The organism is Sideroxydans sp. CL21 (assembly GCF_902459525.1).
Lineage (GTDB): Bacteria > Pseudomonadota > Gammaproteobacteria > Burkholderiales > Gallionellaceae > Sideroxyarcus.
On sequence record NZ_LR699166.1, the window covers coordinates 2,567,453 to 2,586,713 of the forward strand.

Consider the following 19,261-nt stretch of genomic DNA (forward strand, 5'->3'; position numbering starts at 1 on the left):
GTGGCGCCATTACGCCGGAAATAAAGTGGCGCCTTTATGCCGACAATCTACTGGCTCCTTAATGCCGGAAATGAAATGGCTCCCTAACGCCGAAAGTTCACAATAGATACGTTTCGCCCGATGAAGCGGCCATCGAGCGCCACTGGGAGATAGGCCGACGTAACCAGCCTGACTGGTGGAAATCCGTTCCGGTATACCCCCGCGCCCCAGGTCCGTTCATCAGGGCATCAACGGACTCGAATGATCGCGAGCTCGTCATAGGCCAATGGGGATTGATACCCTGGTTCGCCAAGGCTGCGAAACTTTCTTATTCAACCAACAATGCTAGATTTGAGGAAATCACGAGCAAAGCGTCTTACGAGCAGTCGTGGGCTAAGGGATACCGATGCATCATCCCGGCGCTGTCATTCGACGAGCCCTGCTGGGAGACTGGCAAGAACGTATGGTGGAGCTTCCGCCGTGCAGATGACACGCCCTGGGGATTGGCCGGTCTCTGGAACACTTGGATCGACAAAAAAACGGGCGCAATTCACGAAAGCTATACGATGCTCACCATCAATGCCGACGACCATCCATTGATGTCACGCATGCATAAGCCAGATCCGAAGCTGCCACGTGGCCAGCAAGACAAGCGTAGTGTCGTCTCAATCGAGCCCGCAAATGTGGACATCTGGCTACGAGGCACAGTTGACGAAGCAACAAAATTGATTGCTGCACCTTCCATGGAAGTCCTCCAGGCCGAACCGAGGTGAAATGATTTGATTCATCTGTACGCTCAGAACTGACCGAAGACGGGTTATCGGCCGAGGAGACATCAGCGGTTTGCTGAAAAGGCAGCCTGCGCGGGCCAGGGGGATGTCCGTTATCCATACAGAAGCGGTCGTTGCCAGGCAGTGTTTTGGTGGTGATAAAAGGTCCCTTCCTAACCCATTGCCGTCTGTGACGAGCGGCCGCTATCGGGCACTCTATTTTCAAGGTTGACCTTCTCTTCTCTCCCATACCAGCCATTCGACCATGTAAATGCTCTGCCTCGAAGCGGACAGAATCACCAAGTCCATTGATACCCAAGATAAGACGAAAACTGATTTGTCATAGTAATATTCGTCAAGCCTCGGCCAGCAGAAAAAAGCAGGTGGTTGTTCTCATCAAAGTTATAAAACCCCCCAATGTTGAATCCGGAACTTGATCCTAAGCCGGGTGCCTGTTCAGTACTGTGGTATATCTCTGCACCCAGCGTAAGTTGCTCCGAAATATCCTTCTGCAATTGCCATCCGAAAAACCAGTGATTCTTGGCGTTCAAAGCGTTGTTGATCCAGTAACCACCACCTCCGTAACTTTGCCACTCTCCCCATCTCTTCTGCACCCAAACTGGCAGGAACACTTGGGTGGCACCGTTTCCAAGTCCCTTGTTTGCATTGCCGACCGGCACTTCGACAAGCGGAAAAATGCCTACCATTGGACGATTGTCAGTTTCTTGCACAAAGCGGTATTTCGCACCCAGTTCGATGTCACCCAATCCCCGCTGGAGAGTTCCATTTGTCGGACTATTGAATTCGTAGGGTGTCAGAACGTGAAGTTGCAAATCGGGTGCAGCACCATAGTTGTATTCGAAATGGGGAAGCGTACCGACGCTGCCGTCTTGAGTTTTCACCTGAATTGAGCTGATATAGAACTCGTGGTGCTGATACTCGACCGGCTCAGGATCATCCGTCAGGAATGGTGGGCCAGCGATTGCAAAGCGCGAGGCCAACAGCATGGTACACATGATCGCTGCGCCAATAGCACATTTGACGTGACAGAGCTTCGTTCCCAAAACTAATTTCTCTGCTAATTGTATTCTCACAAATTCCTGCTCCTGCATTTAACCAATCCCCAGTCCGGTAACTACTGCGCCAAGTATTACGACCAACCAAGGTGGAAGCTTCCAGAATACAAGCAGTAGAAAGGCGAAAGCAGCCAGGCAGAAGTCAGTAGCGCTTCGAATTGCGCTGGTCCACACAGGGTTGTAAAAAGCCGCAAGCAACAGACCGACAACTGCCGCGTTAATCCCAAGCATTGATCGCTGCATCACACGGTGACCACGCAGACTCTCCCAAAATGGGAGGATTCCAATGACCAGCAGGAATGACGGCAGGAATATCGCAACAAGAGCAATCCCCGCCCCAACCCAGCCGGAAGGTGCTTGCGTAGAGACAGCACCAAGATAGGCGGCAAATGTGAACAGCGGTCCCGGAACGGCCTGCGCTGCGCCATAGCCTGCGAGGAAGACGTCATTGGATACCCACCCCGAAGGCACAACCTGCGATTGCAATAATGGCAGCACAACATGTCCACCGCCAAAGACTAGTGAACCAACACGATAGAAACTATCGAACAAATTGACGACGTAGCTGTTTGAACTTACCGCCACAGCGGGGAGCAAAAACAGAATCAGGAAAAAAATCGCAATCAGTATCATCCCGGTGGTTCTGCTGGTCTTAGTTTGGATGAAACTGTGCGGCAGTGCATTTTTAGTTCGAAGAAATGCCCAGCCAACAAGGCCGCTGGCGACTATTGCACCGATCTGACCAAGTGATGAGGGTATTAACGTTGCGATGGCTGCAGCACATACAGCAATAGTTGCCCGCGCCTTATCTGGACAGAGGCTTTTCCCCATACCCCAAAGCGCCTGAGCCACCACCGCCACAGCGACAATCTTGAGTCCATGCAGCCAGCCAGTTCCGAGCGTATCGCCAACGAGTGACAGCCCCAAGCCGAAGAGCACGAGCATAATCGCGGAAGGCAAAGTGAAACCAAGCCATGCTGCAATCGCGCCCGGAATCCCACCCCGAGACAAGCCAATGGCAATGCCGACTTGGCTACTGGCAGGTCCAGGCAAAAATTGACACAGCGAAACCAGATCGGCATAAGCGTGCTCGTCCAGCCACTTTCGTCGTTCCATGAACTCTTGACGGAAATACCCGAGATGCGCAATAGGGCCGCCAAATGAGGTAAACCCAAGCCGAAGAAAGATCAGGAAAATTTCAATCAGGTGTTTAATAGATATCCTTGCTCACGTCAGCCAGACTTATCAAGTGCGGTTGTGTAAAGAATTGTCCAGTGACCATCTTCCCGCACCCTCAATAAATAGAAACAATGCGCCCATCAACATAGCCCAGTCGGCTCGTGTTTCATGCATGAAGCTCCAGAAGCCATAGCGAGGCAACGAACTTACATGGAACATCCACCAATCATGGCCAAGCAGGATCGGGATTTTAGTCGAGGCTAGTGCCACGAGCATAATAATGACAAGAGGAATGGCTGCGAGTCGCGTTAACAATCCAACCAGGATTAGCGCACCACAGATCATCTCCACACCGCCAACAAAAGGTCCCATCAACTCCGGGCTGGGAATACCGATTTTAATGAAGCGACCAACGCCCAGCAGTTCAGGAAAAATCAGCTTCTGAATACCCTCGGGCAGAAAAACCAAGCCCAGTGAAAGACGAATCAACAGATTTGCAGGTGATGGGGATGAAGCCGTTAACCGCATTAACAGATCAGATTTCATAGTTTATCTCCAGCATTCCGTCGATTACTCCACTCGATATAGTATCAATAGTTGGAATGCTGATTCATAAGCGGGAAATACATTTTGACATTCTGTAGTGACCAGACGTCCTGATTGAAGAACACTCCTGAATGACACCTCGTAGTACGACTACGACCATTCGTTATTGCTGAATCCCCCGTCATGCCGAGCCACACCTTAATTTAATTAGGAATGCATAGTGTACATGGCAAAACGATTAATTTTGAAGATTACAAATTTGTAATGTGCAAGTCATCGAACTGACGGAATGTTGGATGCAATCTTATGTGCCATTAAACATCTAGCCAAGTGGAATACGAAGGAATGAACGCCGCTGGAGAAATTTGATGGCTATGAACTTCGCATCTCCAAGACAACCAAGAATATTCTTTTTTAACAGCGAAACCGTTGAGCAACGGCGGGATGAAATCAAGGATCTTCTGAACAAAGGTTTAGTGACCGACAAGGAAGCAACGAAGGCGCGAAAACTGGTCCTCATTGAGCTTTGATCTGGAATTAGTTTTTGGATGTCAATGCCCGCATCTATGTAAGGAACTTAAATTCCAATATTTCCTTAAGAGGAGAAGCATATGAATACCGTTGACCAATTCAAATTAGCAAATCAAATCGCCGCAACTGCTGCATTGTTGGATTCAGATAAGAATGAGTTTCCGAATGAGGCAAGAGAAATTGCAGTCATATGCGTCAATAATCTGCACAGCCTCGCAAAGAAACTTGCGGGAAACCAAGTTGGCAAAATCTATACCTAGTCGCCTATCGTTGGTCGCATCTCATCATTTGTGGCGCAGAATTCAACTGCCTTTTCAAAGATTCCAAGTCAGGATGCAAGGGGTATGGGTGGTGAAAGGTCGATGAAGTTAATGAGGCAGGTTACATACAAGTCGCGCCCATACGGAAATGGCCACATTTAAATGTTGGTAAGTTAAAGGTGCAGTTGATGGGTACGTTATGCATTGTAAAATCATTAATCAGGGTGGCAATATTAGCGTTTGCGATAAATTCTGCATTTGCTGCCCAAAAAAATCAGGTAAATGTTTCAGGTAAAGAAAACCTTCGCTACGTAGTTAAAGCAGATACTGCTTATGATAAGAAAACCGACCTAACTTGGCAGCGTTGTAGTGTCGGACAACAATGGAAACAAGGTGCTGGATGTGTCGGCATCATCAAACAATTTACCTTTGATGAAGCACAGCAACAAGGTAATGAGGTATGGCGGGTACCATCGAAAGAAGAGTTAAGTACATTGATTGACCAGAAGAAAGCTGAGAGCAATCAAAGACCGGCAATTGACGATACTACGTTCCCAGATATGGATGTAAGGAATCTTTCTTACTGGTCGAGTACGACAGATGGCGTATTGGGAGGGTGGTTCGTTCCATTCGATGGCGGCGCTGCTTACACTTCTTCAATTACAGGTACAACCCTTCCAGTTCGGTTAGTTCGGGATGGTAAGTGATATTAATTCCTTATCCATGCAATCGGTGGCTGGAAATGCATCGTAATCGGAGACGGAATTCATCGAGCGCCAATATGCCCAGTAGGCATTCATCGTTTGTCATGTTGGATATAGCTAGCAAATGCCTATTTTGAGCCACAGGTGGAGTGTGGCACGCGCGTCCTTTATATGGTGGGCAGAAATTGTCAGAATGAGTTCAGCGCGTGTTTTCCATCGGATGTTATGACCGGATTTCTATCAAGCTTAGCAGTGGTGTTGCTGGTTTACTTTGCCATACAGAGGTTGATGTGCTTTTGGTATGCCATGCGAGCAATGAGCAATTGATTGCCATGGGCTACCCGTCAATTCTATTAAATCAATGTTCGCTACGAAATCAATTAAGACCATGCTGCGGAAGCATAATCGTGAAACACGTTCGCCCTTTTTCAGACTTGGCGCTGATCGTGCCGCCGTGTATCTCGACGATAGACTTGGTGATTGTCAGTCCCAGCCCCACGTTTTCGGTATCCCCTTCTCGACGGGATGGGTCGGCGCGGTAGAAGCGTTCGAAAATCTTGGGTAAGTGTTCAGCAGGGATTTCCTGTCCAGGATTCTCAATGGTGATCATAGCGTTGTCCATATCTTCACTAATGGTGACATCGACCGCCATGCCTTCTGGAGTGAAACGGATGGCGTTCGATAATAAATTAGACAGAGCGCGCTGGATCATCAGTCGGTTGCCAACTATCGTTGCTGCTCCGCTCACATGAAGCTGTACACCGCGCTCGCCGACCAGAGCGTCATAGAAATCAAACAACTTTACCATTTCAGCGTGCAGATAAATCACCTCTCGTGTTGGGACAATCAATCCATTATCAGCCATGGCGAGAAAAAGCATGTCCGATACCATTCGCGACAGACGTTCAAGCTCTTCCAGGTTGGACTGTAAATTGGTACGATAATCCATGGCCTCGCGTTCACAACTCAAGGTAACCTGCGTTTGCACCATCATGTTGTTAATCGGCATGTTCAGTTCGTGGGCAATATCGGAGGAAAATTCTGACAGCCGCTGGAACGCGCAGTTGAGCCGAGCCAGCATCTTATTGAATGCGGATATGAGCTCTTGCAGTTCTCGTGGGATTTCTGATATCAGTATTGGATTGTCCAGTCGATGGGTTGAAATGTCTGCCAGCATCGTCGACACATGCTTCAACGGCAAGAGTCCCCTTCGCACAGCCATCCAACCCAGCACCCCCATGACTAGCGTACACCCACCAATGCCGATCCATAAGAACATCTTGAAATCTTCAATAAATTCCTGATCGCTTGTTATGTCGAGAGAGATTGCTACGTTGGCAGGCCGGCTGGACGGTATGCCAAGCTCAAGGCTATCAGTAGCGATCCGGAACGTATGATTGTCGAGTGACAATGTCACTGGCTGTGTTTTGGTTACTCCAGAACCGTCGAGTAAAAGCTTCACCATCTTCTCTTGCCCGACTGAAAACAGCAAAGTTCCATGATTATCAACCACCGTGATTGTCATATCTGGGTGGCCTGCTACTATCGCATAGCGCAATTGCGGATTAAGTGCCTTTATGGATTCGTAGGAAGTCTTGTTGCTCAACACTTCACGCACCATATCCATCTTGCCGTTCATTTCCTCCATGTCGTGCTTATGAAATTGTTTTTCGACTGCGCGTTCGAACAACAATCCGGAAACGAGCAGAACGCAGGCTGTCGCACCAGCAAATAGCAGGCTGAGGCGTAATGTCAGTGAAACGGGTAGTTTCATGGTTCTGGAGCTTCCATTATGTAACCCATGCCGCGCATGGTGCGAATGAGCTTAACCTCGTAATTCTCATCGATCTTGGAGCGCAAGCGGCGCACAGCGACATCAATAACGTTCGTATCGCTATTGAAGTTCATATCCCAGACTTGGGATGCAATCAACGAGCGCGGCAGGACCTCCCCTTGCCGCCGCATCATAAATTCGAGCAGCACGAATTCCTTGGAGGTGATGTTGATCCGCTTGCCAGCACGCGTGACGGTGCGCCGCAAAAGATTAAGTTCCAAATCAGCGACTGTGAGTTTTTCAAGTGACTGATTAACGCTTCCTCGCCGCAATAATGTTCGAATCCGCGCCAGCAGTTCGGAGAAGGCGAAAGGCTTTACAAGATAGTCGTCGGCCCCCAGTTCCAGCCCCTTGACGCGGTCATCCACATGATTGCGCGCGGATAGGAACAGGACGGGGAACTGCTTGCCGACGCGCCGAATCTCGCTCAGAACTTCCCATCCATTGATCACGGGTAGCATCACGTCAATTATTGCGAGGTCATAACTTTCTGTTAATGCCAAATGCAGTCCATCTTGCCCATCTTCAGCGATATCAGCTACAAAACCAGCTTCTACCAACCCCCGCCTGAGATATTTCCCCGTCTTCGGCTCATCTTCGATGATAAGTATTTTCATGTCATACCTGACCTAATTATGAGAGGGCTTACGAAGTATACAAGGTGAAAAGTCAATTTTTGAAGATTACAAATTTGTAATGTTCGGATCATCAAACTGACAGGCGGTAGTCGTCAAGATTTAAGTGCAGCAAACTTTGCATGTTGCATCCCGAAGTTAGTAATGATGCCAAGCCGCAGTTTAATTTATCGGTGGAGTGAGAGTAGATCAACTTAAAGACAATTTTTACCAATTAAATTTAGGGAGTCTTATAACTATGAGCTTTAATAAAATACTGTTTGCATGCTATGCCTTGATGGCAGCAGCATTTTGGGCACCGCAAGCGCAAGCTATTCCCGCGTTTGCCCGCCAAACCGGTATGGCATGTGATGCTTGCCATTACCAGCACTTCCCTGTTTTGAACAGCTTCGGCCGCGCTTTCAAGGAAGGCGGCTTCACCATGATCGGAGCCGAAGAACAAATTACGGGCGAATTGGGCCTTTCTATCCCTTCCACTCTGAACGCAGCGATTGAGGCTTACTCGGGATATACAAAAACCAATGGCCCAACCACGGCAGCTACCGCTACCACCAAAAACAACAACAATGGCCAATTTCAAGCCTTGCAGTCAGCCAGCGTTTTCTTTGGGGGGCGAGTAGGCGAGCATATTGGCTTTGAGGCAGAACTCAATATCTATCCAACCCCGTCCGGCCTGCTTAATTATAAGATGCCTATGGTTTACGATGTGGGTGATGCAAAAGTCGGCGGCGTTATCTATTCAACTTCCGTTTACGGGCCTTCGTTTGGTCTTGAGGTGATGAACACCGGTGCAAACGCAGTTCATCTATTTAACCAGTTCGACATGCCGGTGATTTCCGCACAACAGTATCTCAACACCGGACTTCCAGCCCAGGGAATCGATTTAATCGCCAGCAATGAAAATGGGTTCGCTGTCCTGGGGAAATGGATGCCCGATAACCAATCTGGCTCAGGCAGTCCGTCTTCCAATTATCTCCGCCTTGCAGCCACTCCTGGGGACCTGATTCCAGGATTTGATTTTGGCGTAGGGGTTCAGCTATGGAACGGGACTGCTGCTTCGACATGTAATACACCAGGAATAGTGGGCGGCAATTGCGCCTCATCTCCATCCCCTTTCATTCAAAGTCCTGTTTCAGGGTTCACAATAGCAAATGGAGTGTTTGATACCAAAGCGAGCGCAATCGATACGCAGTTGCTGGGAAATGTAGGCGGATTGCCGCTGACCTTCATTGCCTCCTATGCAAGAGCGCCCAGCAGCGGTGCGCCATCAGGTGTGGTTAATGGGTTTCAGGGCAATATTTTTAACCCCGGAACAGCCACGCGCTCATCATTCAATTTGGGCGCCGAGCTCGGTATCACTTCAAGAGTTACATTGCAGGCTGGCCTACGCAGAGCGAATAGCGGGTTTGCTTTCGGTTCAATCAGTAACGCAACAGACAACGCGTTGCTCATCGGTGCTACCTACAAATTCAGCTTGAACGTCAGGGCGGATTTGAGCTATTCAAAATACAGTGGCGATATGTATGGTGCGGCATCCCAATCGATTCAAGGAGCAAATTATATGGGTGATAACTTGACCAGTCTTCATCTTATAGCGGCATTTTGATTCTCTCTCCTGAGATTTCAGGCCGGCATAGGCCGGCCATTTTTTATGCGTTCAAAAACTAAACGCAACGCTTTTGGCCGTGGGGATGCATATAATCAGCCACCCAGGCCAAATGAATAACCTTGATCTTTTGGCAGCGTTCCGAGGTTGGCTTTACTGGCGTCCGTCGCTTGGCCTTTGTAAAGTCCTTTGTTTCCGATTTATGGGGCTCAAAACTATAAAAATCGTTATGTGAATGGAAGGAGTTGGCTTTTGAATCATTCAAGAAAGTTTATTGCGTTATTTACTCTTTTGTTCACAGCGGGTTGTTCATCCACGGAAGGCGTGAGCAACAGTGTCGGGAATTTCTTCCGATCCACTGAAGACCAACCCATCAAGATTGACTCTGAACCGTCCGGGGCTGGGGTTTACGTGATGGGCCAAAAACTCGGTGTTACTCCCCTTACAATCAGCCGTAAGGATGTATTCCCGCTCACCTACCCCAAGGAGGAGGAACCTCAGTACGGCAAGGTAATCATCAAGAAAGACGGTTGTTTGGATTTCGCCAAGACGATCAGCCCAAAGATAATCGATGCCGGATTACATGCGCAGCTTAACTGCGGGGATTCAACTCCAACATCATCTCAAACCTCCAGTGATTCTCCATGCGTTAGCGAAACCGTTGAGCAACGGCTGGATAAAATCAAGGATCTTTTGAACAAAGGGATAATAACTGGAGAAGAAGCGGAGAAGGCGAGAGCGCGCGTCCTCAACGATCTTTAATCTGATCTGTATTGGATGGTAAGGCTATGTATTGGTATAGGGCAGCTATGCCGCTCTGATAATTCGATGCCAGATTGCGGACAGTTGCGACTGACAGGAATTGGCCGAATTGTGACTGATTGCCTTCGTTAGCGCCACCGTCTCTAGCCTGCTCGGAAGGAGACATTCACAACCTGCCGTTCCTAACCCACTCCGGTCATAGCTCTTAACGAATTCGTTGCCACAAAGCGGTCATTGGCGAACTCACACAATCGACCCGAAAGAGACAGTCAAAAGAAATTCAATGGAGGCACAATTCTCGGCCACTGCGGACACCGACGGTTCCACAAAATAATTGGTGATTAAGAATGTTTGAGTCCGGTTTATAACTTGTCGACTTCACACTTATAACTCGTTTGCGACAGTCGGCTATTGAAATTCGCTCCCCCATTTCGGACATTTGTCTGTATTAGAGGTGGTTTGCTGACTGTTTGATGAAATCAATAAATGCCCGCAGCGGCGCAGGCAAGAGGCGACGACCGGGGTAGTAAAGAAAGGGCCCGGAGAAGCTCAACCACCACGGTTCAAGGACTGGCTCCAGTGCTCCGCTGTCAATATGTGGGCGTAGCCAGTCTTCAAAAAGATAGATGATGCCGGTACCGGCGATTGCCGCGTCGACTGCAAGATCGGTTGCCGTGCCGACCTGTACGAGGAGTGGGCCGGAAGGATCGACCCGAAGCACCTCCCCCTTACGTTCGAATTCCCACGGCGTCATCGCGCCGCTGCTGATGCAGCTGCGCAAACATTCGTGCTGGAGTAAGTCGCGTGGGTGCGTGGGTCGACCACAACGTTCAAGGTAGGCAGGTGATGCGGCCGTTGCAAAACGCTGAACCCGAGGTCCGATCGGCACGGCAATCATGTCTTGCTCTAGCCGTTCCTCGTATCGAATACCCGCGTCGCAACCTGCAGCTAGGATATCAACGAAGTTGTCGTCGGCAATTATCTCCAGTCGGATATCTGGATAGGCAGCAAGAAAAGGCGGCACAATTGCTGGCAGCACCAATCGTACTGCACTGACAGGAACATTAAGCCGCAATGTGCCGGTTGGTCGGTCGCGAAAATCGTTCACTAAGTCGAGTGCAGCCTGCACTTCGTTCAGTGCAGGCCCAAGCCGATCGAGAAAGCGTTGCCCCGCCTCGGTCGGCATAACGCTGCGTGTAGTGCGATGGAGCAGCCTGACACCGAGGTGTGTTTCCAGCCTACGTACTGATTCGCTGAGGCCCGATGCACTGCCACCACTCGCACGTGCGCCTTCGCGAAAACCCTTTGAATGGGCCACTGTGACGAAGGCGTTCAAGTCATTAAAGTCGATATTCATTGTTCGCTGTAGCGTACGACCTGTGCTAATTATACAGGCTTGTCGAACAAACGTACCGCAACTATTATGAGTTCACATGCAACCCCACAGGAGTCTTCACTTTGTCTAACATCAATCAATCCAACTCCTACAAGCTTGGCAACAATGCAGTTAAACGACTTGGTTACGGAGCCATGCAACTTGCAGGCCGTGGCGTTTTCGGACCGCCCAAGGATCATGACGCGGCGTTGGCAGTGTTGCGTGAGGCAGTTGCCAGCGGAATCAATCATGTTGACACCGCAGATTTCTATGGCCCGCACATCACCAACCACATTATCCGCGAAGCTCTGCACCCGTATCGTGACGGTCTCGTTATTGTCACCAAGATCGGCTGCAGGCGCGGCGCGGATGGATCATGGAACCGGGCCTTATCGCCAAAAGAACTGACTCAGGCGGTTCACGACAATCTTCGTAACCTGGGCATGGATGTACTCGACGTGATCAATTTACGTAGCATGTTCAACGTGCATGGTCCTGCCGAGGGATCGATCGAGGAGCCGCTCACTGTCTTGGCCGAACTTCAGCGCCAGGGCTTGGTGCGTCATATCGGGCTGAGCAACGTCACTCACACTCAGATCGCAGAAGGCCGTCGGATCTGCGACATCGTCTGCGTGCAGAACCAATACAACTTGGCACATCGTGACGACGACGCGCTGATCGACGACCTAGCCCGAAAGGGCATTGCCTATGTGCCTTTCTTCCCACTCGGCGGGTTCACACCGTTGCAATCGTCCACGCTGATTGCTGTTGCGGGTCGACTTGAGGCCACGCCAATGCAGGTCGCTCTAGCTTGGCTGCTGCAACGCTCTCCTAACATTCTGCTGATTCCCGGCACCTCGTCGGTAGCACATCTACGCGAGAACCTTGCGGCGTCAGCCTTGGTTCTTTCCAAAGATGACTTAGCCGAACTGAATAGTGTCGATTCAATAGAATCGAGATTAGTTAACGAATGAAGCTCTACATGAACGACCGTTAAGTGCGCATCGGTCATATAACATGGTGGCGAACGTCGACTTCTCCGCGCTCAGCAGAAGTCCCAAGGTCAGCGTCGGCAATGGCCGACGGCCCGTCAGTGAGGCATGTGTCCAGCATTATGTATCACGACATCGAGCCGACCGCACTCGGAAATGATGCTGGCAATTCCCGCATCGACCGATTCTGGGGAGGAAACGTCGAGTTCGAGAGGATGCAAATCGACGCTATATTCTGTTGCATAGCTTCTCACTGCCGTAGCTTGGGGTACGTTTCGGCCTTTGGTTTCCCGCATACTGGCGTAGACAATATTTCCGGCACGAGCAAGCGCACGAGCGGTGAGTGCACCGAAACCGCTCGATGCACCTGTAATAACGATAACTTGTTTCATGGCTGTTCCTTTCGATGCAGTCAAAAAATTTCTTTCATAGAATTGTGCGAGGCATCTAAATGATTCCACCGTTTGCGCGCAGCGTTTGGCCATTGATCCAGCTTCCGTCGTCTTGCGCCAGGAAGGCGACCGAGGAGGCTATGTCTTGCGGCTGGCCCAAACGCTCTAGAGGTGCCAACTTAGCCAAACGATCGACAAGTTCTTGCGGCTTTCCGTTAAGGAATAAGTCGGTGGCCGTCGGCCCTGGCGCGATAGCATTGACAGTGATGTTGCGACCTCGTAATTCCTTGGCAAGCACGCTGGTCATCGCCTCGACGCCTGCCTTAGTAGCAGCATAAACACCATAGGTCGGCTGTAACAAACCAACCACGCTCGACGAAAAATTAATGATGCGACCACCATCCCGCAAGCGTTTGACGGCTTCACGCATCGTATTGAACGTGCCTTTTAGATTGATCGCGACTTGCCGGTCGAACGTTGCATCATCGGTTTCGCCAATTGTTGTTGTCACCATGATCCCAGCGTTGTTGACTAATACGTCGACTCCACCGTAGGCCACTTCAGCGGCGTCGAACATGGCTCGCACGGCAGCCGCATCGCTGACGTCTGCTTGAACCACCAGACCGCAACCACCAGCTTGCACGATTTGTTGCTTCAGCGCCTCGGCGGGTACCGCGCTACCCGAATAGTTGATCACGACGGCAAAGCCGTCGGAGGCGAGACGTTGAGCTACCACAGCTCCGATTCCACGTGATGATCCAGTGACGATAGCTACTTTCTTGTTCACGTTGTTCAAATGAGTCTCCTTGAGGTTGAGTTTCAGCGCTTCGTAAGCTGCCCTGTCGATTCCGACTCCCATAAGTCTTTATTGCCAGGCAACGGCCGCATGATGCCAATTAACCAGCAGTGGATAAACTAGATATAATCGACAACACTATTCCATATTCGTTAACAATTAGCAGCTGCTATGGACAAATTTGAGTCAATGCGAATTTTTGCTCGCATCGTCGAGCTAAAAAGCTTTACCCGTGCCGCCGAGGATCTGCGTTATCCAAAATCGACGGTGACAAATGCCATCAAGCAGCTTGAAGCGCACCTGCGAGTGAGGTTGCTTAACCGAACCACCCGCCTAGTGACACCGACACTAGATGGTGAAGCCTATTACGCTCGCTGCGCGCGACTGCTAGCCGATTTGGAAGAAACGGAAAATGTATTCACGGATGCCGTCGCCAAGCCTGGCGGCTTGTTAAGGGTTGACATGCACGGTACGCTAGCACGTCATTTCGTGTTGCCGCAGCTAAATCAGTTCTGCGAGCGTTACCCTAACATCGAACTACAAATAGGCATCGGTGACAGATTAGTTGATCTAGTCAAGGAAGGTGTTGATTGCGTACTACGCGTAGGCGAATTGCAAGATTCGTCAATGATAGCGAGGCGACTTGCCATGTTGGAGCAAGTGACAGTTGCCAGTCCAGAATACCTGAAGCAATACGGGGAGCCACAAACAATTGGAGATCTAGACCGGCATCATGCCGTGAATTTTTTCTCGTCACAGACCGGAAAGTTCTATCCTTTCGAATTCAAGGTCAACAACGAGGTTCGTCAAATTGATATTGGCGGCAAAATCTCTGTCAACAACGCTGATGCCTACGTGGCATGCTGCCGTTCAGGTTTTGGATTGATACAGGCACCAAGATACGGCATAGCTGGATTCATTGCAACGGGCGAACTTCGTGAGGTTCTACCTGACTGTCGTCCTGCTCCTGCAAAGGTCTCAGTGTTGTATCCTCATCGGCAACAACTATCTCCCAGGGTGCGCGTGTTCGTTGACTGGCTGGCGAATATATTTAGTGTTGCTCACTAGGTGTAAGACATGCGGCCCAAGTTACCCCAGAAGGTGATTCTTTGGGACGTTGTATTCAAGATTGAATAAGTAGAAAAGTCGTTATTTTGCCTAGCTAATAAGGCTTTCCGTCTTTATGAGTAAATACCGACACGACGTGTCGGGTAACAAATCTATACTTCAACTAATGGATACGATTCAACGTAGCTATCACCATCGACACCGTAGTAAGTGACTGTCCGAGCGATTAAATCAACGTCGTATTTCACAGTTCCGGCTTTCCAGCTCGCGATCAGGAATTCTGGAAAGGTGCTTTCTCCAGCCTGATCTATGCGCAGCGCTGTAATAAGGGCTTGGGGGTTGAATGGGGGTACGTCCACCATGCCTTCTATTAACGGTGTGCCTTGTACAGCAACGGGGCCAAGATTTGTTACGTAGAGACTTTGGCAGGATGGCAGAAACCAGAAATTGCGTTTTACGCCCGCACGTCTAAGAGTTTCTGCTAAATAAGGAAAACCACCAACCTTTGGTCTGCCAGTCATAGCTCTTTGATGCGCTGATTTAAGATTTTCAATTGCGTTGTTCATTTTTTACTCCTTAATCGATGGGATATTTTTTCAATTGGCTGTGTATAACTATTTTAGTGAGTAATGCTGCCAACGCTTCACGCTCTTCAGTTGACAGCACACCGAAGAATTCTTCATCATTGGCGTCGGCTAATTTAGCCAGCTTAGGGACCATTGTTATTGCCGCCTCGGTCAACTGGATATCCTGATACCGGCGGTCTTCTACAGCCTCGGTTCTTGTTACCAATTTTTTTTCTAGCAGTTTAGAGATGAGTTTCGAAACGGCGCCTCGACTCAATCCGGTCAGTTCAGAAACCACACCTGGTGATGTTGTATCGTCACCGCTGTACATTTCTCGGATGACCACCCACTCGGCAATAGTCACGTCCATTTTTTCCAATTTACGAGCAAATGATTGCGAGACATTATTCGAAACCAACCTCATCCAAAACCCGAGGTGGGATTTCAAGTTGCTTGCTTTAAGTTTTTGTTTTCTGTTGACGGTCATTATCAGTTCCTCCGCGAATTGAATTGTAGTTTCCACGGAAACAGTTGTCAATGAAATTATTGGCGAATGAAAATTGCGTCAATAGCTATTTTTAAGCGAGGCTTTTGAAAATATGGTGAGATTCAAAAATGGATTTGCGCAAATGACATTGAATATTCACAAGGAAATTTAAAATGTCGAAGATCGAAGGCGGGTCGAAACCCGATTCAATTAGTGATGTAGCAACATTATCGTCAACTTGGGCACAATTTAACTTAACCCGCAGATTATCGACGCGCGCAGTCGCACTAACTGTGGCGCCCTACGTCTGCTTTCGAGAACTCCATCTGTCTCTTAAGAACACGCAGCGGTACTTCATTTCGCGATATTGCCTTCCGAAAAGGAGACTGTCGCGACAGACCCCTTTTGGCCGAAAAACGTCCCATGATCGCTTATTCAGCGAAGGTCTGTTCCCCGCTTGTAAGCAGTCAGTCAGACCGGCATCCTGCTTTAAATCGATTGGCCCGGCAACTACAAAGAATATATAGACCTGTATCTAGATCATAGCGTGCAGGTAATAATAGTTGCATTGCTAATTACTATGGTATACATTGCTCCCATGTTTGATCATTGCCTGTACTTTAATACTGCGTCACTAGCCCGCCAGCTCGAAAGCGAATGGGCGCAGGCGTTTAAGCCGTTCGACTTGACGCCACCTCAGGCATTTTTGCTCCGAGCTATATTGGACCGGCCTGGTTTAACGCAATGCGAATTTGCCGATGCTATGACAATTTCCAGGCCCACAGCGACGCGGGCACTGGACGGTCTTAAGGAAAAGGGATTGATCGAACGCAGAAGCACCGAACGTGACGGGCGTGAACAGGCCATCTACCCAACGGCGCCTGCAATCGCCATGCATTCGTCACTAAATGAAGCCAGCGTTCAAGTCAGTAAGCGGCTTAAGAAACTGTTGGGACCGGACGTTTTTGCTGACACAGTAACCAAGATTCGGGATGTGCGCTCCGCCCTTAAGTGAGTGTTATTTTTGCTGTATATGGTTGCATAGCTAACTATAGGAGTAGAAATCATGCAAATCGCATTAGGAAACATGGTGATTGAGCTTGCAGAAGGTCGGAAGATCGCTTTTAGAGGCGCGCGCGATGTCCATCTGGAATGTATCGAAGGCAGAATCTGGCTCACAGTCGAAGGACTGGCTGATGATTTCTTGTTAGCCAAGGGAGAACGGCTACGTATCCTCAGCAATGGACTGACTCTCATACAAGGTATGCCATCCGGGTCAGCCCACCTGGTCAGCGAGGAACCGAAGTCAATTCATGAAGGAAATCGATTTGCTTGGTTTTTTGCCTTTTTTCGGCCCATATGGTTGCATAGCTAATTAACTAGAAAGGAAATAATATGCCTATCCTGAACGTCAAAGTCAGCGCAAAGAAATCAGTGGGCCTTACCCAGTCCATCTCCGGCATCCTGTTGGAACTGACTGCGCGAATCTTGCACAAAAAGCCAGAAGTGACGTCCATTGCCATTGAATACGTCGACCCGGATGACTGGATCATTGGTGGAAAGTCGCTTTCTGAACTTGGCAAATCTAGCGTCTATTTCGATATCAAGATCACTGACGAGACCAACACCAAAGCAGAAAAGGCTCAATATATCCGCGAGGCGTTCGATGCATTCAGTACGTTGCTTGGCAACCTTCATGAAGTAAGTTACATCTACGTCGAAGATGTACGTGCTACGTCATATGGATATGGTGGGGAGACACAGGAATACCGATACCATAGCTCGGTCAGATAATCCAAGCGCGGGCAGCGATGGAAAACGCAATGTCGTAAATAATCAAATTCTACGTGGATGGCAGTGAGAATTTGGCTAACGGGGATTCACGCGCTCACGCAATTCCTGCTGGGTAGCCGGACGCGGTTACCCGCGCCCAGCCCCCTCAGAACCGTGCATGGGTCTTTCGATCCACACGGCTCAAGCCTCTGCAAAGGCATTTTTTCAATACCCGGTTTCACAACTATATTTTTCGGCATACTAATGACTCCTACGGCAATTGAGATGGTGTATTCGAAGATTGCTCGATGCGTCCGAACCGCCTTCGGATTTTTTCACAATGTAGCGAACATCCCACGGGATGCCCTTTGTGATTTCATCATGACAGGTAGGACATATGCCATCTTGCCTGAGCCAGACCCAGTAAAGCTTCCGCCGACCTCTTGTTGAGCGCAGCATTTTCTTGCCCCATCGGGATTCGAAATACGGCTCCCATTGTGGATCATGCGGATTGGCATCGGCTTTGATTTTGACATGCCGTTGTATTGGCGTGTCCGATTCTCGCAGCAAGATGAATTCTCTTCGCGTTCCATCTTCTATTTTTTCTGTTGCGGCAAATACCCAGTTTCGACTACCTCTGGATTTAAAGTATTTATCTTTAACCCATCGGGCTTCTTTATTTGGATGTCTTCTTACCGCCCATCGCCATAACATTGACCAGACATGACTATCAACCCAAGCAAAGGTTTTCTTGGCGACTACATGGCTATGGTAATTCGCCCATCCCCGTAAAACAGGATTGAGCAGCCTTATCAGATTGGCCTGTTTAGCCGACTTGTTGCCATTGATGATTTCTCGAATTTTATCAAGGTGCGCTTTGATGTTCGCTTTAGACGGCTTTATCAGCAACGTGCCGTTATATTTGCGAATGTTCCATCCGAGGAAATCAAACCCATCACTGATGTGCGTTATTTTGGTTTTTTCCGGCGACAGGACTAATCCACGTTCCGCTAGAAATTCAACCACTGCGGGCTTGACCTCATGCTCCAGCCACTCTTTCGAGTGGCCGGTAATAATAAAGTCGTCCGCGTAACGCACCATGTTCATTTTCAGTCCTCGCTGTCTCGCTCTCGGGAATTTTTCCGCTAGCATCGCTTCGAGGCCGTCAAGCGTCATGTTTGCCAGAACCGGACTGATGATGCCCCCTTGCGGGGTGCCGGCGTCTGTGGGGAAGAGTTCGTTTTGATAAACGTATCCCGCCTTGAGCCATTTCTTTAGAATCGCCTTGTCCATAGGAATGTTGGCGATCATCCAGTCATGACTGATGTTGTCGAAACAGCCTTTGATGTCGGCCTCCAGCACCCATTCCGCACTTACCTTTTGCGCGAGGGAGTTGAAGCATTTCCCTCCTGCATCGGCAGTTGAGCGCTCCGGCCTGAACCCATATGAGTGCAGGTCAGCGGTGGTTTCCGCAACGGGTTCCAACGCCAGCAGATATAGCGCTTGCATGGCGCGGCACCTCATTACGGGAATGCCAAGCGGCCTTGTTTTGCCATTCTTCTTCGGAATTAATACCCTCCGAAGCGGAAGCGGCGAATATCCCCGTCGCTTCATCGACGCGATCGCGTTGATCTTTGCCGCCGGTGTTTTCCATGTGATCTTGTCCACACCGGGGGTGTTCCTGCCTTTATTTTCAGTCACGCGTCTGACGGCTAATGCTTTGCCGCTGAACGAGTGGGTCAACATCCATTGCAAGGCTTTCACCTTGTTGTATCTGCCGACCTGTGTTGCCTTCACAATACGCGCTTGCAGCCGCCTTACCTGACGCTGGACGTCGATCCAACTGATGTCGTCCCACGTCATGCCGGAAGATGCACACGCCAATGTTGCAGCGTTCATTTGCTTTCCCCCCGTTTGGATGGTTCTGCCA

Annotated in this window: 22 protein-coding genes; 11 read left to right on the forward strand and 11 right to left on the reverse strand. The window is 49.5% G+C overall.

Annotated elements, in window-relative coordinates; genetic code table 11:
* Positions 1 to 131: 131 nt before the first annotated feature.
* The gene (locus tag QOY30_RS11930) at positions 132 to 752 is read left to right on the forward strand and encodes an SOS response-associated peptidase (protein WP_283746061.1); all 621 of its coding nucleotides are present in this window, start codon (positions 132 to 134) and stop codon (positions 750 to 752) included.
* A 293-nt stretch (positions 753 to 1,045) separates the two neighbouring features.
* Here the strand turns inward: QOY30_RS11930 and QOY30_RS11935 are convergent, their stop codons facing one another.
* From QOY30_RS11935 to QOY30_RS11945, 3 genes are read right to left on the reverse strand one after another with little or no spacing between them, the layout of a single operon-like run.
* Positions 1,046 to 1,861 (reverse strand): transporter, encoded by an 816-nt coding sequence (locus tag QOY30_RS11935; RefSeq protein WP_283744843.1) that lies wholly within the window; start codon positions 1,859 to 1,861, stop codon positions 1,046 to 1,048.
* A complete protein-coding gene (gene chrA / locus QOY30_RS11940) occupies positions 1,862 to 3,046 on the reverse strand; it encodes a chromate efflux transporter (RefSeq protein ID WP_283746062.1) in 1,185 nt (394 codons plus the stop codon).
* Positions 3,047 to 3,070: 24 nt separating this feature from the next.
* Positions 3,071 to 3,550, reverse strand: a complete 480-nt coding sequence (locus tag QOY30_RS11945; protein ID WP_283744844.1) for a DoxX family protein — start codon at positions 3,548 to 3,550, stop codon at positions 3,071 to 3,073.
* Positions 3,551 to 3,918: 368 nt separating this feature from the next.
* Here QOY30_RS11945 and QOY30_RS11950 point away from each other — a divergent pair, with 368 nt between their 5' ends.
* The 3 genes from QOY30_RS11950 to QOY30_RS11960 all read left to right on the forward strand — a co-directional run bounded on the left by QOY30_RS11950 (position 3,919) and on the right by QOY30_RS11960 (position 5,048).
* Entirely contained in the window at positions 3,919 to 4,080 is a 162-nt protein-coding gene (locus tag QOY30_RS11950) for a hypothetical protein (RefSeq protein WP_283744845.1), read from the forward strand.
* An 81-nt stretch (positions 4,081 to 4,161) separates the two neighbouring features.
* Positions 4,162 to 4,341 carry a hypothetical protein gene (locus tag QOY30_RS11955; RefSeq protein WP_283744846.1) on the forward strand — a complete coding sequence of 60 codons (180 nt, stop codon included), beginning with the start codon at positions 4,162 to 4,164 and terminating at the stop codon, positions 4,339 to 4,341.
* 188 nt (positions 4,342 to 4,529) lie between these two features.
* A complete protein-coding gene (locus QOY30_RS11960) occupies positions 4,530 to 5,048 on the forward strand; it encodes an Lcl C-terminal domain-containing protein (protein WP_283744847.1) in 519 nt (172 codons plus the stop codon).
* Between the two features lie 373 nt (positions 5,049 to 5,421).
* Here the strand turns inward: QOY30_RS11960 and QOY30_RS11965 are convergent, their stop codons facing one another.
* Both QOY30_RS11965 and QOY30_RS11970 read right to left on the reverse strand, forming a co-directional pair.
* A complete protein-coding gene (locus QOY30_RS11965) occupies positions 5,422 to 6,819 on the reverse strand; it encodes a heavy metal sensor histidine kinase (protein WP_283744848.1) in 1,398 nt (465 codons plus the stop codon).
* The gene (locus QOY30_RS11970) at positions 6,816 to 7,496 is read right to left on the reverse strand and encodes a heavy metal response regulator transcription factor (protein ID WP_283744849.1); all 681 of its coding nucleotides are present in this window, start codon (positions 7,494 to 7,496) and stop codon (positions 6,816 to 6,818) included. Before QOY30_RS11970 ends, QOY30_RS11965 begins: the two co-directional genes overlap by 4 nt.
* A 256-nt stretch (positions 7,497 to 7,752) precedes the next feature.
* Between QOY30_RS11970 and QOY30_RS11975 the strand changes: the two genes are divergently transcribed.
* Both QOY30_RS11975 and QOY30_RS11980 read left to right on the forward strand, forming a co-directional pair.
* Complete coding sequence (locus QOY30_RS11975) at positions 7,753 to 9,120, forward strand: hypothetical protein (RefSeq protein WP_283744850.1); 1,368 nt, start codon at positions 7,753 to 7,755, stop codon at positions 9,118 to 9,120.
* A gap of 252 nt (positions 9,121 to 9,372) precedes the next feature.
* Entirely contained in the window at positions 9,373 to 9,882 is a 510-nt protein-coding gene (locus QOY30_RS11980; RefSeq protein ID WP_283744851.1) for a PEGA domain-containing protein, read from the forward strand.
* Between the two features lie 448 nt (positions 9,883 to 10,330).
* On the opposite strand, the gene QOY30_RS11985 is transcribed toward QOY30_RS11980, so the two are convergent.
* A complete protein-coding gene (locus tag QOY30_RS11985) occupies positions 10,331 to 11,239 on the reverse strand; it encodes a LysR family transcriptional regulator (RefSeq protein WP_283744852.1) in 909 nt (302 codons plus the stop codon).
* 101 nt (positions 11,240 to 11,340) lie between these two features.
* Between QOY30_RS11985 and QOY30_RS11990 the strand changes: the two genes are divergently transcribed.
* Positions 11,341 to 12,231: an aldo/keto reductase family oxidoreductase gene (locus QOY30_RS11990; RefSeq protein ID WP_283744853.1), complete on the forward strand. Its 891-nt coding sequence runs from the start codon at positions 11,341 to 11,343 to the stop codon at positions 12,229 to 12,231.
* Between the two features lie 116 nt (positions 12,232 to 12,347).
* Here the strand turns inward: QOY30_RS11990 and QOY30_RS11995 are convergent, their stop codons facing one another.
* Positions 12,348 to 12,641 (reverse strand): SDR family NAD(P)-dependent oxidoreductase, encoded by a 294-nt coding sequence (locus QOY30_RS11995; protein WP_283744854.1) that lies wholly within the window; start codon positions 12,639 to 12,641, stop codon positions 12,348 to 12,350.
* 55 nt (positions 12,642 to 12,696) lie between these two features.
* Entirely contained in the window at positions 12,697 to 13,428 is a 732-nt protein-coding gene (locus QOY30_RS12000; protein ID WP_283746063.1) for an SDR family oxidoreductase, read from the reverse strand.
* Between the two features lie 180 nt (positions 13,429 to 13,608).
* Here QOY30_RS12000 and QOY30_RS12005 point away from each other — a divergent pair, with 180 nt between their 5' ends.
* Positions 13,609 to 14,505: a LysR family transcriptional regulator gene (locus tag QOY30_RS12005; RefSeq protein WP_283744855.1), complete on the forward strand. Its 897-nt coding sequence runs from the start codon at positions 13,609 to 13,611 to the stop codon at positions 14,503 to 14,505.
* Between the two features lie 152 nt (positions 14,506 to 14,657).
* Here the strand turns inward: QOY30_RS12005 and QOY30_RS12010 are convergent, their stop codons facing one another.
* Together QOY30_RS12010 and QOY30_RS12015 are read right to left on the reverse strand one after the other, a co-directional pair.
* On the reverse strand, positions 14,658 to 15,071 hold the full coding sequence (locus tag QOY30_RS12010) for a DUF1398 domain-containing protein (RefSeq protein WP_283744856.1): 414 nt from the start codon (positions 15,069 to 15,071) through the stop codon (positions 14,658 to 14,660).
* Between the two features lie 10 nt (positions 15,072 to 15,081).
* The gene (locus tag QOY30_RS12015) at positions 15,082 to 15,558 is read right to left on the reverse strand and encodes a MarR family winged helix-turn-helix transcriptional regulator (RefSeq protein WP_283744857.1); all 477 of its coding nucleotides are present in this window, start codon (positions 15,556 to 15,558) and stop codon (positions 15,082 to 15,084) included.
* A gap of 598 nt (positions 15,559 to 16,156) precedes the next feature.
* On the opposite strand from QOY30_RS12015, the gene QOY30_RS12020 reads away from it, so the two are divergent.
* From QOY30_RS12020 to QOY30_RS12030, 3 genes are read left to right on the forward strand one after another with little or no spacing between them, the layout of a single operon-like run.
* On the forward strand, positions 16,157 to 16,573 hold the full coding sequence (locus QOY30_RS12020) for a MarR family winged helix-turn-helix transcriptional regulator (RefSeq protein ID WP_283744858.1): 417 nt from the start codon (positions 16,157 to 16,159) through the stop codon (positions 16,571 to 16,573).
* Between the two features lie 51 nt (positions 16,574 to 16,624).
* A complete protein-coding gene (locus tag QOY30_RS12025) occupies positions 16,625 to 16,933 on the forward strand; it encodes a DUF2917 domain-containing protein (RefSeq protein ID WP_283744859.1) in 309 nt (102 codons plus the stop codon).
* Positions 16,934 to 16,953: 20 nt separating this feature from the next.
* A complete protein-coding gene (locus QOY30_RS12030) occupies positions 16,954 to 17,352 on the forward strand; it encodes a tautomerase family protein (protein ID WP_283744860.1) in 399 nt (132 codons plus the stop codon).
* 240 nt (positions 17,353 to 17,592) lie between these two features.
* Here QOY30_RS12030 and ltrA read toward each other — a convergent pair whose 3' ends face one another.
* Positions 17,593 to 19,230, reverse strand: coding sequence for a group II intron reverse transcriptase/maturase (gene ltrA, locus QOY30_RS12035; RefSeq protein ID WP_283744861.1), 1,638 nt, complete (start codon positions 19,228 to 19,230; stop codon positions 17,593 to 17,595).
* Positions 19,231 to 19,261 lie beyond the last annotated feature (31 nt).